This window comes from Erythrobacter sp. S158 (genome assembly GCF_057364915.1).
The window spans coordinates 3,042,622-3,055,880 of record NZ_CP200279.1 but is presented as its reverse complement, the minus strand read 5'-3'; the positions used below and the strand labels follow the sequence as shown (position 1 = coordinate 3,055,880).

The window sequence follows — 13,259 nt, the reverse complement described above, 5'->3', positions numbered from 1 at the left end:
CGGAGACGATGACCGACGCCGAGCTTGCCGCTCACTTGGCCGAAGTGGCCGGGCGCATGCTGCTTGATGTCCGTTCAAGCGGGATGTTTGAGGGTAAAGCGCTGGGCAAAGCGGGCGATGCGACTGCGAACGAATTCCTGTGCCATGCGCTTCGTGCGGTGCGGCCCGATGACGGGCTGCTTTCGGAGGAGGAAAAGGACGACACCGCGCGCTGCTCGATGAGCCGTGTGTGGATCGTCGATCCTGTCGATGGCACCCGCGAATATGGCGAGCAGCGCAGCGACTGGGCGGTCCATGTGGGCCTTTCGGTCGATGGCGCCGCGACGGTTGGCGCAGTGGCGCTTCCGGGCCTTGATGGCGGCACGGTCCTTCGCACTGATACAATCGCACCGCTCAAGGACGCCGCCGACAATCCACGCTTCCTAGTCAGCCGGACCCGGCCTGCGAGGGAAGCAACCGCGGTTTGCGAACAAATGGGCGGCGAGCTTGTCGCCATGGGCAGCGCGGGCGCAAAGGCGATGGCCGTTGTGCGCGGCGAGGCTGAAATCTACCTCCATTCAGGCGGCCAGTACGAATGGGACAGCTGCGCACCGGTCGCCGTCGCTGCAGCGCATGGCCTGCATTGTTCGCGCATTGACGGGTCGCCGATCCGCTACAACATGGCCGACCCTTACCTGCCCGACCTGCTCATCTGCCGCCCCGAATATGCCGAGCGCGTGCTCGAACTAGTCGCCGCTCTCGACTGAATCGTCCGCTTCGTTGGCATCAGGAACCACCACCAGCACCTCGACCCGGCGATTGAGGGCGCGGCCTTCTTCATTGGGTGAACCATCGGGAAGCGCGTTGGGCTCAGCGGGGTTTTGTTCGCCGAAGACGATCACGTCGATCCGGTCTTCGTCCACGCCGCGCTCGATCAGCCATCCTGCTACTGCGAGACCGCGCGCCTCGGCGGCGCGCTCATTCGCACTGTCGCTTCCGTCGCTGTCGCTGTGGGCGCCTAGGACAATCGGTCCGCCCAGCGCGATCTGCTCGGAATTCGCGATCTGCTCGAGCGCTGCGAGCGCATCATCGTCCAGTTCGGCGCCGCCATCGGGAAATCCCACGGTCAGCTCGAACGAGGAAACCGGCGCGGCCGGAAGCGGGGGCCCATCAATGTCGGCGCGCAGGATCGAAACGGGTTCGGTGGGCTCCGCCCCCTCAAGAGGGCTTTCGGGCGCTGTTTGCGTTTCGCCAGCGTCCTCGTTTTCGTTGTTCGCCTGACATGCGCTCAAGGCTCCAAGGCCAAAAAGCGCGATTATCGCGGCCCGGTATTGCATTTTCATCCTCTCATTCGTCCTAAGTCGCTTGCGGTCTTGGCCTGACCTCTGTGGCTTTCGGATCGGTATCTTCCTTCGGACTAGCCCTGATTTGCGGGGGTGTGAAACTCACGATGGTGTCGCCGGCGCGCGGCTCGGGCCGCGCGGCGTGCGTGAAGAAGCGCAGCGTTCCGGATTTACGAACCAGCAACAGCATGGTGCCGGTGTCGGACAGCTTCAGCTGCGCATCCTCGAAATCGAACTCTTCGGACAGTTTGGTCTTCTTGAAAACCCAGCCCTGCTTCTGCTTGTCGTTGACCTCGTCGACGCCATAGCCGCTTTCGAACAAGGCGCGGCCACGCAGCGAGAGCGGCAGAGCGTGCTTGTCATCGCCATCGGCGCTCTCGCCAAGCTGATAGACCGAATCGCGGCCCATTTCGTGCGCGAATTCGTTGCAGACGAGCGTGTTGTAAGCCTCGTTATCGGTAGCAGCGATCAGGACTTGGAAAGGTGACAGGTCGAGATTGTGCTCGGTCGCCTCGTTCAGGATTTCGCCGTGATAATAGGGCAGCCCCTCACGCCGTGCTGCGCCGAGGCGTTGCCAGCTCTGGTCGACAATCATGACGGGTGTGTCGAGCGCGCTCATCTGCCGTGCGAGCGCGATGGTCCACGGTGTCGAGCCTACGATCAGCAGCCCTGGGCGCGACGATCCCTTGACGTTCAAGAGCCGCGCGACGGGTTCGATCGTAAAGCCGTGAGCTATGACGGTGACGACCACCACAGCAAAGCTCAGGCCGATCAAGAGTTGCCCGCCTTCGATGCCAAGGTCGCCGAGGCGCAGCGCGAAGAGGCCCGAGATAGCCACCAGAACGATCCCGCGCGGCGCAATCCATGCGACGAATATGCGCTCGTTCCAAGGCACATCGGAGCCGAGGAGGCTGACCAGGACGGTGATCGGTCTGACGACGAACAGGAGCGCCAGCAGAAACAGGATGAAGCGCTGACCGACCGATTCCATCGGGTTGAGGTAAGCGAGATCCTCCAGCGACAGGCTGGAGGCGAGCAGGATAAAGATGCCCGACACCAAGAGGACCGCGACGTTCTCCTTGAAGGGATGGATCGAGCGGATGCTCGAGACTTCGCGATTCGCCAGCGTCACGCCCATCACGGTCACGGCGACAAGCCCTGCTTCGTGTTCGATAAGGTTGGTGAGCACGAAGACCGCGATGACGACGACGAACAGCACCGGCACCTTGAGATATTCGGGGATCGCTCCGCGCGGGAACAGATATGCGATCATGCGCGCAGCCGCGTATCCGATGAGCCCGGCAAGGATCGCGGCAAAGATCAGCGGGGGCACGACGTCGACGAGCGAGGCGTCAGGGAATTCGTTGATCCTTCGGAAGTATTCGTAAGCGATGACCGCGCACAGCGCGCCGGTCGGGTCGTTGACGATGCCCTCCCACTTAAGGATCGAGTTGGGACGCGTCTGGATGTTGGATTGGCGCAGCAGCGGGATCACCACGGTTGGCCCAGTGACAATCAAAATACCGCCAAATAGCACCGCGACAGGCCAGACGAGTCCTGCAATGTAGAACCCTGCCAAGGCACCCAGCGCCCAACCGACGAGCACGCCGATCGTCGCAAGCCTCCATACCGCCTTGCCCGAATGCCTCAACTCTCTCAGGTCGAGGCTTAGCCCTCCCTCGAACAATATGAGCGCAACTCCGACGCTTATCATCGGGTCGAGCAATTCTCCGAAGGCCGATTCAGGGTCGATCAGCCCCGTGATCGGCCCGGCGATAAAGCCTGCCGCCAGCATCAGGACGATCGCAGGCCAACCGGTGCGCCAGGCAACCCATTGGGCGCCTACGCCCAATGCGCCGACTGCTGCAATCACCACGGCTTGCGATTCCATCGAGATAGCTATGGCCCTTTCAGCTTGATCGCGGGCAGGATGCCTGCGCTTGGCGTCACTCGCCTTCGAAGTGCATCAACGCTTCAACCGCCACTTTGGCTCCACGCAATTTTTCCGCGCCGCCCAGATCGGGCAGGTCGATGACGAAAAGCGCGTGCTCGACCACGGCTCCCGCCATGCGAATGAGCTCTGCAGCGGCGAGCGCGGTGCCGCCGGTCGCGATCAGATCGTCGACGATGACGACCCTCTCTCCAGCGGCAACCGCTTGCGGGTCCATTTCGAGACGGTCGGCCCCGTATTCGAGGGCATAGTCGATGCCGATGGTGTCGATCGGGAGCTTGCCGGGCTTGCGAATCGGAACGAAGCCGATGCCAAGCGCCGCGGCGACAGCGGCGCCAAAGATGAAGCCGCGCGCTTCCATTCCTGCGATCTTCTGTGCGCCGCCTGCGCGAGCCTTTGCGGCAAGATGCTCGACGCTGGCCGACAGCCCCTCAGCATGTCCGATCAGCGTGGTGATGTCGCGGAACTGGATGCCGGGTTCGGGAAAGTCAGGCACGGTCCGGACGAGCGCCTTCAGCGCTTCGGGTGTCATGGTTGAAGCGCTCACACTCTTCCCCTCAAGTCACTGAATTTGCCAGCCTCAAAGCACGAGCGCCCCACCATCCGCAAGGGATGATGGGGCGCTTCGCCGAAAATCAGTGCCTCTTGGCTAAGGCGCTCGATCAGATCTTCTTTTTCTTGGTCGCCCAGACTGTCTTGTACGACAGGAAGCCGAGGATCGTGGCGAACAGCAGGAAGCCGATCACGAACCAGCCGGTCTGCTTGCGCTTGATTAGCGAAGGCTCGCCCGCCCAGGTCAGGAACGCGGTCACGTCCTGGGACATCTGTTCTTCCGTCGCTTCGGTGCCATCGGAATAGCTGACGATACCATCGAGAAGCTGCGGCGGCATGGCGATGTTGATGTTGTAAAAGTACTCGTTGAAGTACAGACCAGGAGGCGTTTCGAAGTTCGGCGACTTGGCAACGTCCTCGGGATCGGGCTCGTTATAGCCCTGCATCAGCGAGTAGACGTAGTGGACGCCGTCTTTGCGCGCCTTGGTGATCAGCGACAGGTCAGGCGGGATCGCATTGTTGTTGAACGCGCGCGCTTCGATGTCGTTGGCATAGGGGCTCGGGAACTGGTCGGTCGGGAGACCCGGACGTTCGATGACCGAGCCGTCCTTCTCGTCGATGCCCGGAACCATCCAGGTCGCCGCTTCCGCGCGAACTTCGTCTTCGGTGTAGCCGATCTGTTCGAGGTTGCGGAACGCGACATACTTCAGACTGTGACAGGCCGAGCAGACTTCCTTGTAGACCTGGTAGCCGCGCTGGAGCTGTGCGTAGTCCCAAGTGCCGAGCGGTCCGTCGAAGGCGAAGCCGCCCTCAGGGGCGATGTTCTCTTCCTGGAAAGCGTAATAGTCTGGCTTTTCCGGGAAGCCTTCGCTCGTCAGCGTGAAGAGGCCGGGCGCGAGCGACCACAGCAGCAGGACCGCCGTGAGGCCGAGGCCGAGGATGATGCCTCCAAGTCGAATGGTCATGACCTAACTCTTTCTCGTTATCGGGTCAGTGAATGGTGTTGGCTCGATTACTCGGCCGGCTGCAGCGAACCGTCGGTGTCGCCACCGGGAAGCGGCTTGACCACTTCGCCCGGGTTGTCACCGCCGCCCGACGTGCCGCCGGGGGTGTCGTCGCTGCCAAGGACAGCCTGCGTGATCGAGAACGGCAGCGGCTTGGGCACTTCGATCTGACTGATGATCGGCAGGATCACCAGGAAGTGAAGGAAGTAGTAAGCCGTGAAGATCTGGCTGAGCACGATGTAGGGCTCTTCAGCCTTGGCGCCGCCAAGGTAGAACAGACCGGCCATGCAGGGCACGAGGCCGAACCAGAAGAACTTCTTGAACAGCGGACGATAGGAGCCCGAGCGAACCGGGCTCTTGTCGAGCCACGGCAGGAAGAACCACACCAGGATCGAGCCGAACATCGCGATCACGCCAAGCAGCTTGGCTTCGATCAGCACGATACCGGTGAACGGAATGGTGAGGTCGCCGGTGAAGGCGCGCAGGATCGCGTAGAACGGGTAGAAGTACCATTCCGGAACGATCAGCGCCGGGGTCGAAAGCGGGTTGGCTTCGATCCAGTTCTCAGCGTGGCCCAGCGCATTGGGAGCGAAGAACACGATTGCCGAGAAGAAGATGAGGATTAGACCCAGGAACCAGCCGTCCTTCGCCGTATAATACGGGTGGAACGGAACGGTGTCGCTTTCCTGCTTCACTTCGACGCCGGTCGGGTTCGACGAGCCAGGAATGTGAAGCGCCCAGATGTGCAGGATCACGGTGCCGGCAATGATGAACGGCATCAGGAAGTGCAGCGAGAAGAAGCGGTTCAGGGTTAAGTCGTTCGGCGCATAGCCGCCGACCAGCCAGATCTGCAGCGGCTCACCGATGAACGGAATTGCGCCAAACAGGCCGGTGATGACCTTCGCACCCCAGAAGCTCATCTGGCCCCAGGGAAGGACATAACCCATGAATGCGGTTGCCATCATCAGCAGGAAGATGACCACGCCGAGCAGCCAGATCATCTCGCGCGGAGCCTTGTAGGATGAGTAATACAGGCCGCGGAAAATGTGCATGTAGATGACGACGAAGAAGAAGCTTGCGCCGTTGGCGTGGGCGTATTTCAGCAGCCAGCCGTAATTCACGTTGCGCATGATGTGTTCGATCTGTCCGAACGCAACTTCGGTGTTCGCGGCATAGTGCATCGCGAGAACAACGCCGGTGATGATCTGGAACACGAGGAAGAAGCCGGCGAGCACGCCGAAGTTCCACATGTAGTTGAGGTTGCGCGGAACCGGATAGCCGGCACCCACTGCGTTGTAGACCAGCCGCGGAACCGGAAGCTTTTCATCAAGCCACTTGGTGAAGTCGTTCTTCGGTTCGTACTGATTTGCCCAGGCGAAGCTCATAATGATCTCTTGCTTGTTCTCAGCGATAAATTTTCAGGTGCGCGTTCAGTTACGAACGATCACCCGACACGGATGGTTGTTTCGGTCGTGAAACTGAATTCTGGCACTTCGAGGTTGGTCGGTGCCGGGCCCTTGCGAATGCGGCCCAGCGCATCGTAGTGCGAACCGTGGCACGGACAGAAATAACCGTCGAACTCACCCTTGTTCTCGCCATCAGCAGCGCCAAGCGGCACGCACCCAAGGTGAGTACAAACGCCAAGATTGACCAGAATATCTTCGTTGCCAGCGCCTAGACGATCTTCGAGCGTCTGCGGATCGCGCAGGCCGCCTGCGTCGATTGCATTCACTTCTTCGATTTCTTCAGGCGTCAGGCGCTTCACGAAGAGCGGCTGCTCACGGAAAACGGCCTTGATCGACTGACCCGGCTCAAGCGAGGAGACGTCGACGTCAGTCGTACTCGCGGCGAGCACGTCTGCAGTCGGAGCCATCTGGCTGATCAACGGGAAGAGAACGGACGCACCGCCGACACCGGCCGTGCTGACAGCTGCAATGTGGATCCAATCGCGGCGACGAACGCCCTCTTCGGTACCCTCTGCAGTGGAAGCCATAACGTATTACCCTGCTCGTTTTGCCACGAAGCGCATTTGCTCTTCGTGGCTTCAGTTAAAACTCTTCGCCCCGTCCGGCGCTAGAGCCATGGTGATTATCCCGGCCGAGTTGATAACGCTCTGTCGAGCAGTCAGTTCCGGCTGATGGGCGCGATATACGGCAATCTCGCAAGAATCCAACCGTGTTTTGAACACTGCCTGTTCGTTCTCGTGCAAGCCGCGAAAGACCGCCCTGGGTGCTTCTTAGGTGCGAGGCAACGCTATGGCGCTGAGTTGCCGTCCATAGGTTGGCTCACCCGCCTGGCTCGCGCGGCGATAGGAATAATACCTGTTCTCAAGCACATGCGTGTCGCTGGCGACCCATCCGACCCGCGACAGGCCCGCTTCACGCAAGCGGGACAGAATGAAAGCCGGTAGGTCAAAATGCCACCTCTCCTTGCCTTCACGTTCGGGGGCTGAGGCGAAGAATTCGTCCTGCGACGCATCGAAGTGCTCGCGAAACACAGCGTCAACTTCGTAACTTTCCTGAGCGATCGTCGGACCAAGCGCAGCCGCAATCCGCTCTCGACTGGCGCCCAGCGCTTCCATCGCGGCGACGGTGTTTTCGAGCACGCCATTATGCGCGCCGCGCCATCCCGCATGCGCAGCGCCGATCACACCCGCATCGACATCGGCGAACAGGATCGGGCCACAATCGGCGGTAACGATGCCGAGCACGACATCACGACGCTTGGCCACGACGGCGTCGGCGACCGGGCGATTGAGTTCCTCATCGGGCCATTTGCGCGTGCCGGGCGTGCCGATCGTCACGACTTCGGGCGAGTGGACCTGATGCGGAGCCATCAGCGGCGCGCCGGGGCGAATCGCATTGGCCGCAGCCGCGCGCAGTTCGCGAATGTCGCGCACATCGCCCGGCCCGCCATAACCGAATTGATGCGCGCCGCCTGCATGGCCAAAGAACCCGTGCGGCACGCCTTCGAGCACGTCGCTGCGCGCGATATCGAACGGGGTGTCCTTCGCGCTCACGGGTTCGCCGCTATCACCCATCGAGCGAACGGCTGACTTGCTCGTAGGTGTCGCGCGAAAGGTTCTTGGCTTTCGCAATCCGCTCAAGCTCGCCTTTCATCAGCGCGGCTCGCTTAGGCTCGATCCGCCGCCAGCGACCCAGCGCCGATACGAAGCGCGCAGCCGTTTGCGGGTTGATCGGATCGAGCTCGAGGATGACATCGGCGATCATGCGATACCCCGCCCCGTCCGCTGCGTGGAAGCCTTGCGGGTTGCCCGCAAACGCCATGTAGAGCGAGCGCACGCGGTTCGGGTTTTTCATCGTAAAGTCCTTGTGCTCGGCAAGCACCTTTACCTGCTCGATCACATCGGGATGAAGCGAGAGCGCCTGAAGCGTGAACCACTTGTCGACCACCAGAGCGTTGTCGGAATAGCGCTCGTAATAGTCAGCCAGCCGCGTCTCGCGCTCGGGGCAATCGAGACCTGCGAGCGTCATCAAGGCGCCCTGCCGGTCGGTCATGTTGTCGGCCTTGTCGTATTGATGCGCGGCAAGCTCAGCCGCCTTGGCAGGATCGCTCACTGCGGCAAAGCCCAGCACCACGGTCTTCACCTTGCGCGCGCCGCGACCGGCCGGATCGTCGAATGCGACTTTCTCCGCGCGGTCGTATAGCGCGTGAAGCTCGCTTGCGCATTCGCGACCGATAGCCGCCTTGAGCGCCTCGCGCGCCTCGTGAATTGCGCCGGGGTCGGCTTTTTCGTCGCCGCTCGCCATCGCTTCGAAGAGGTAGGTCTCGCTCGGCAGCATCATCAACTCGCCGCGCATCGCATCGTCGAGCGCTTCGTCGGTGATGATCGCTTTCATCGCCTCGATGATCGCGGCCTCGCCTTCACTGGAACCTTTGCCGCGCGCTGTCGCGACAAGATGTCCGACGGCCAGCTCCTGCATCGCCTCGTAGCGCGCGAAAGGATCATCATCCTTTGCAGCCAGGAAAACGAGGTCTTCGCGCGCCAGTTCGCGCTCAATCACCACCGGAGCGGTGAAGCCGCGGTTGATCGAGACCACCGGCTCCGCACCAGCAAGCGGAAGCTCAAAGCTGCCTTCTTCCTTGTCGAGCACGATCAACTGCTCGTCGCCCAGCGCCCCGCTCGCACGGCTGTGCACCGCAACGCGCAGCGGGATTGGCATCGGCTGCTTGTCGATCTGTCCCGGTGTTGCAGGAAGCACCTGTTTGAGCGTCAGGACGAGAGCGCCGTCCTTCTCTTCCTGCATAACGTGGATGCGAGGGGTGCCCGCTTGCGAGTACCACAGACGGAACTGCTCAAGGTCGAGGCCTGCGCCGTCCTCGATCGCCTTGATGAAATCCTCGCAGGTTGCCGCTTCGCCGTCGTGGCGGTCGAAATAGAGATCGGTGCCCTGACGGAAGCGTTCGACCCCTGCCATCGAGCGCATCATTCGGATGACCTCAGCGCCCTTGTTATAGACCGTCGCGGTGTAGAAGTTTGAAATCTCGCGATAGCTGTCCGGGCGGATCGGATGCGCCAATGGCCCGGCATCCTCTGGAAATTGGGCCGCACGAAGGATGCGCACATCCTCGATCCGCTTGACCGCTTCGCCTTGCATGTCCTGCGAAAACAGCTGGTCGCGCAGCACGGTGAAACCTTCCTTGAGGCTAAGCTGGAACCAGTCGCGGCAGGTGATGCGATTGCCCGACCAGTTGTGAAAGTATTCGTGCGCGATCACGCCTTCCACGCCGTCGAAATCGCCATCGGTCGCTGTATCGACATCGGCAAGCACGTATTTGGTGTTGAAGACGTTGAGGCCCTTGTTCTCCATCGCCCCCATGTTGAAATCGCTGACCGCAACGATGTTATATAGGTCGAGATCGTATTCGCGCCCGAAAACCTCCTCGTCCCACTTCATCGAGCGGTGAAGCGACTGGAGCGCGTGGTCGGTGCGCGCAAGATCCTCCTTGCGAACCCAGATATTGCACTCGACCTCGCGGCCAGACATCGTGGTGAAAGGCCCGGAGTTCGCGACCAGATCGCCTGCGACCAGTGCAAACAGGTAAGACGGCTTGGGCCAGGGATCGAACCACTCGGCAAAGTGGCGACCATTATCCATGTCGCCCTCGGCCTCCTTATTGCCGTTGCAAAGAAGGATCGGGAATTGCTCTTTCGAACCCTCCATCCGCACCCGGTACGTTGAGAGGACATCGGGGCGGTCCGGGAAGAAAGTGATGCGGCGGAAGCCTTCGGCCTCGCACTGCGTGCACAGCATGCCGTTCGAGGCATAAAGTCCCATCAGCTGGGTGTTGGCGCTCGGATCGATCTCGGTGACAATTTCGACCGTGTGCTTGTCGCCGGGAAGCGTCAGGACGAGGTCCGGCCCGTCCATCTGCCAATCATTGATCGCCTCTCCGTCTACCGTCACGCTCAATGCGGTGAGGCCATCGCCGTTGAGGCGCAGTTCGTTCGAAGGCTCGGAAGCGGGATTGCGCTCCACTGCAATCTTGGAGGTGATCCGCGCCTTCTCGATCCCGAGGTCGAAGTGCAAATGGGTCTCGGGAAGTAGCCAGGGATAGGGCTTGTAATCCTCTCGCCGGATCACCGGCGGCTCATGCGGCGTGGGCGCTGCATCGGCGAGTTCGGGGTTGCCTTCGGGGTTCGTCGGGTTCGTGGCGATATCCATAAGTCTCGATTTAAGTTGATTTGAGGGCGGGTCCAGCGATTAGAACGTTTGGCATGGCGCATTTGTTCATATTCGGCCTCGGCTACACCGCAAAACGGATCAAATCGGAGCTCGAGGAGCAAGGTTGGAGCGTCAGCGCGACGGGCAGCGACGGCGATATCGATTTCGACGATCGCGGCGCGGTGACAGATGCGCTCGCGAAGTCGAGCCACGTCCTGTCCTCAGTTCCACCCGATCGCAAGGCGGGGGCCGATCCGGTGCTCGAGGCCTATAGCGAAGAGCTCAAGGGACTTGCGCTCTACTACCTTTCATCGACAGGCGTTTACGGCGACCAACAGGGAGCCTGGGTCGACGAGGCCTCACCCACCGGGACCGGTCGCCGCAATGCGCGTTCGGATGCGGACTCTGCATGGATGGAGATGGGCGCGCGCGTCTTTCGCCTGCCGGGTATCTACGGACCGAGTCGCAGCGCGCTCGACCGGGTGCACGAGGGCAAGGCGCGGCGCATTGATCTTCCCGGACAGGTGTTCAGCCGCATTCATGTCGACGACATTGCGAGCGGCGTGATCACTGCGCTGACGCAAGACGCACCGCCGGGCGCTTACAATCTCGGCGATGACCTTCCGGCGAGCGGCAATGCGGTGACCGAGTATGCGTGCCGGTTGCTTGGGGTAGAGCCGCCCCCGATGCAGACTCTGGAGGAAGCCAACCTCTCTGAAATGGCTCTCGGATTTTACTCGGAGAACCGCCGCGTGGCGAATGGCAAGGCGAAGCGCGTGCTTGGCTGGGAGCCGAAGTACCCGACCTATGTCGAAGGATTATCGGCGCTGCTTTGATCGCAGAGCCAGCACCATCCCGATCACCGCTAGGCCCATCCCGGTGATGGTGAGGCTCGTCCAGCGATAGTCCTCGAACAGCGTCGACAGCAGCATCGCGACCGAAATCGTGAGGATCGCGTTGTACGCCGTGCGCCCCGCGCCGATCTCGCGCACGAGATTGTAGTGCAGCGGGAAGGTGATGACCGATCCGATCAACGCGAGATAGACGATGCCTGCCCAGTAGTTCGGATTTGTCGGGAGCGGAGGCGGCCCCGCGGTTAGCAACGCAAAGCCAAGATCGAAGATCGTCCCGTACAGCATCGCCCATGCAAGCAGGCTCACCATCGGAACTGCGCGCCCGGTCGGATTGGCCTGGATCACGTTGGCGACCGATGCTGCAAGAATGCCGAGCAGCGCGAGAATGATGCCGAGGCCGACATTGCCCCCGATCACCCCTGCATTGGGGTTCGAAGTCCATTCGTGGATGAGCAGGAACGACACTCCGACTATAGCAATCGCGCTTCCCAGCATGAAGCCGCCCTGCACCTTCTCACCGAGAAAAGCCCGCGCGAGCAGGGCGTTGGGCACCATCATCAAACCGAACATCAGCGCGACGATACCTGAGGTGACGTAAAGCTCGGCGTGATAGACGAACAGGAAGTTGCCGCTGAACTGGAAGATGCCGACGAGCAGGGCGAGCTTATGCTCTGGCCCCGTCAGCTTGAGGCGGCGCTTCATAAAAAAGGCGACGAGGAACAGTGCGGGCGTCGCCAGGAGGAAACGGTAGAACACCGACCAAGCGGCGGGCACTCCGTCGATCTGCCCGGTGATGACAAGCCAGGTCGAGCCCCAGATCGTGCCGGTCAGCACGAAGGGGACGATCACACGCCAATTGAGGACTTGAGGTGTGGCGGCGCTCACAAGCTGGCGATGGCCTTGCCCAGCGCGACCGCGTGATCCTCGCGGGTGTCCCATGCCGTCACGAACCGCGCTGCGTCTTCGCCCCAGTCGTAAAAAGCAAAATCCTGCGCACGAAGCGCCTCGCGCTCTGCTGGCGAGAGACGCACGAAAAGCTCGTTCGCTTCGACCGGATGCATCAACCGGTCGCCGCAACCGCTCGCAATATCTTGCGCAGCTGCATTGGCGTGGTGCGCGTTTTCGAGCCAGAGGTCGCCGTCGAGCATCGCGAGGACCTGCGCCGCGAGATAGCGGCCCTTACATTGCAGGTGCCCAGCACGCTTGCGGCGATATTTGACGAGGTCGGCCTGTTCGGGATCGAACAGCACCACGGCCTCTGCGCTCATGCCGCCGTTCTTGATGAAGCCGAAAGCGAGACTGTCGACCGGGCCTGCCGCGTCCTTTGCCGACCCGCCAAGGAATGCGGCGGAGTTTGCAAAGCGCGCCCCGTCCATGTGCAGGCCAAGGTCGCGCTCTTTGGCAAAGGCGCTTAGCGCTTCGATCTCGGCCAAAGTGTAGCTGCGCCCATATTCGCTCGCCTGCGTGATCGCGATGGCGTGCGGCTGCACTTGGTGCACATCGTCGCGGATCGGACCAATCAGCGCGGAAATGCCCTCTGGCGTCAATTTCGCGCCTTCGCCCTCACACAGCATCAGCTTTGCGCCATGGAGGTAGAAACCCGGAGCACCGCCTTCATCGACCTCGATATGCGCCTCTTCGTGGCACACCACGCCGCCATGCGGCTGGCACATCGTGGCAAGCGCGAGGCAGTTCGCAGCTGTTCCCGTCGCTACCCACAGCCCGGCACATTCGCGCCCGAACAGATCGGAGAACCGCTCATCGAGCTCGGCACTCAGCGCGTCGCCGTCATAGGGGTTGTCGGCGCTGTCGGCGGCGCGCATCGCTTCCCAGACCTTGGGATGGACGGGCGCCGCGTTGTCGGAGAGGAAGGGCTTCATCTGGGTCAT

The 13,259-nt window shown here is 61.5% G+C and carries 12 protein-coding genes; 2 read left to right on the top strand and 10 right to left on the bottom strand.

Annotation, left to right across the window (positions count from 1 at the left end):
• Positions 1 to 8: 8 nt before the first annotated feature.
• The gene (locus AC0V6T_RS14980) at positions 9 to 746 is read left to right on the top strand and encodes a 3'(2'),5'-bisphosphate nucleotidase CysQ (RefSeq protein ID WP_486128166.1); all 738 of its coding nucleotides are present in this window, start codon (positions 9 to 11) and stop codon (positions 744 to 746) included.
• Here the strand turns inward: AC0V6T_RS14980 and AC0V6T_RS14975 are convergent.
• The 8 genes from AC0V6T_RS14975 to pepN all read right to left on the bottom strand — a co-directional run bounded on the left by AC0V6T_RS14975 (position 726) and on the right by pepN (position 10,516).
• On the bottom strand, positions 726 to 1,322 hold the full coding sequence (locus tag AC0V6T_RS14975; RefSeq protein WP_486128164.1) for an OmpA family protein: 597 nt from the start codon (positions 1,320 to 1,322) through the stop codon (positions 726 to 728). The two genes, AC0V6T_RS14980 and AC0V6T_RS14975, sit on opposite strands and share 21 nt — an antisense overlap.
• A gap of 13 nt (positions 1,323 to 1,335) precedes the next feature.
• A complete protein-coding gene (locus tag AC0V6T_RS14970) occupies positions 1,336 to 3,213 on the bottom strand; it encodes a cation:proton antiporter (RefSeq protein ID WP_486128162.1) in 1,878 nt (625 codons plus the stop codon).
• 55 nt (positions 3,214 to 3,268) lie between these two features.
• Complete coding sequence (locus AC0V6T_RS14965) at positions 3,269 to 3,805, bottom strand: adenine phosphoribosyltransferase (protein WP_486128631.1); 537 nt, start codon at positions 3,803 to 3,805, stop codon at positions 3,269 to 3,271.
• 130 nt (positions 3,806 to 3,935) lie between these two features.
• Positions 3,936 to 4,790: a cytochrome c1 gene (locus AC0V6T_RS14960; RefSeq protein ID WP_486128160.1), complete on the bottom strand. Its 855-nt coding sequence runs from the start codon at positions 4,788 to 4,790 to the stop codon at positions 3,936 to 3,938.
• A gap of 47 nt (positions 4,791 to 4,837) precedes the next feature.
• Positions 4,838 to 6,214 carry a cytochrome b gene (locus AC0V6T_RS14955; protein ID WP_486128158.1) on the bottom strand — a complete coding sequence of 459 codons (1,377 nt, stop codon included), beginning with the start codon at positions 6,212 to 6,214 and terminating at the stop codon, positions 4,838 to 4,840.
• 59 nt (positions 6,215 to 6,273) lie between these two features.
• Positions 6,274 to 6,822, bottom strand: coding sequence for a ubiquinol-cytochrome c reductase iron-sulfur subunit (gene petA / locus AC0V6T_RS14950; RefSeq protein ID WP_486128156.1), 549 nt, complete (start codon positions 6,820 to 6,822; stop codon positions 6,274 to 6,276).
• A 243-nt stretch (positions 6,823 to 7,065) separates the two neighbouring features.
• Complete coding sequence (gene pgeF / locus AC0V6T_RS14945) at positions 7,066 to 7,869, bottom strand: peptidoglycan editing factor PgeF (RefSeq protein ID WP_486128154.1); 804 nt, start codon at positions 7,867 to 7,869, stop codon at positions 7,066 to 7,068.
• Positions 7,862 to 10,516 carry an aminopeptidase N gene (pepN, locus tag AC0V6T_RS14940; RefSeq protein ID WP_486128152.1) on the bottom strand — a complete coding sequence of 885 codons (2,655 nt, stop codon included), beginning with the start codon at positions 10,514 to 10,516 and terminating at the stop codon, positions 7,862 to 7,864. The genes pgeF and pepN overlap by 8 nt, the downstream gene beginning before the upstream one ends.
• 53 nt (positions 10,517 to 10,569) lie before the next feature.
• Between pepN and AC0V6T_RS14935 the strand changes: the two genes are divergently transcribed.
• Entirely contained in the window at positions 10,570 to 11,352 is a 783-nt protein-coding gene (locus AC0V6T_RS14935; RefSeq protein WP_486128150.1) for an NAD-dependent epimerase/dehydratase family protein, read from the top strand.
• Here AC0V6T_RS14935 and AC0V6T_RS14930 read toward each other — a convergent pair.
• Positions 11,335 to 12,255 carry a DMT family transporter gene (locus tag AC0V6T_RS14930; RefSeq protein WP_486128148.1) on the bottom strand — a complete coding sequence of 307 codons (921 nt, stop codon included), beginning with the start codon at positions 12,253 to 12,255 and terminating at the stop codon, positions 11,335 to 11,337. The genes AC0V6T_RS14935 and AC0V6T_RS14930 overlap by 18 nt on opposite strands.
• Positions 12,252 to 13,259, bottom strand: a complete 1,008-nt coding sequence (locus tag AC0V6T_RS14925; protein WP_486128146.1) for a threonine aldolase family protein — start codon at positions 13,257 to 13,259, stop codon at positions 12,252 to 12,254. The genes AC0V6T_RS14930 and AC0V6T_RS14925 overlap by 4 nt, the downstream gene beginning before the upstream one ends.

Coding starts and splice junctions, on each gene's coding strand:
- AC0V6T_RS14975 (WP_486128164.1), bottom strand. CDS start 1,322: ATGAAAATGCAATACCGGGCCGCGATAATCGCGCTTTTTGGCCTTGGA.
- AC0V6T_RS14925 (WP_486128146.1), bottom strand. CDS start 13,259: ATGACCCAGATGAAGCCCTTCCTCTCCGACAACGCGGCGCCCGTCCAT.
- AC0V6T_RS14955 (WP_486128158.1), bottom strand. CDS start 6,214: ATGAGCTTCGCCTGGGCAAATCAGTACGAACCGAAGAACGACTTCACC.
- pepN (WP_486128152.1), bottom strand. CDS start 10,516: ATGGATATCGCCACGAACCCGACGAACCCCGAAGGCAACCCCGAACTC.
- AC0V6T_RS14965 (WP_486128631.1), bottom strand. CDS start 3,805: ATGACACCCGAAGCGCTGAAGGCGCTCGTCCGGACCGTGCCTGACTTT.
- AC0V6T_RS14960 (WP_486128160.1), bottom strand. CDS start 4,790: ATGACCATTCGACTTGGAGGCATCATCCTCGGCCTCGGCCTCACGGCG.
- AC0V6T_RS14970 (WP_486128162.1), bottom strand. CDS start 3,213: ATGGAATCGCAAGCCGTGGTGATTGCAGCAGTCGGCGCATTGGGCGTA.
- AC0V6T_RS14935 (WP_486128150.1), top strand. CDS start 10,570: ATGGCGCATTTGTTCATATTCGGCCTCGGCTACACCGCAAAACGGATC.
- pgeF (WP_486128154.1), bottom strand. CDS start 7,869: ATGGGTGATAGCGGCGAACCCGTGAGCGCGAAGGACACCCCGTTCGAT.
- AC0V6T_RS14980 (WP_486128166.1), top strand. CDS start 9: ATGACCGACGCCGAGCTTGCCGCTCACTTGGCCGAAGTGGCCGGGCGC.
- petA (WP_486128156.1), bottom strand. CDS start 6,822: ATGGCTTCCACTGCAGAGGGTACCGAAGAGGGCGTTCGTCGCCGCGAT.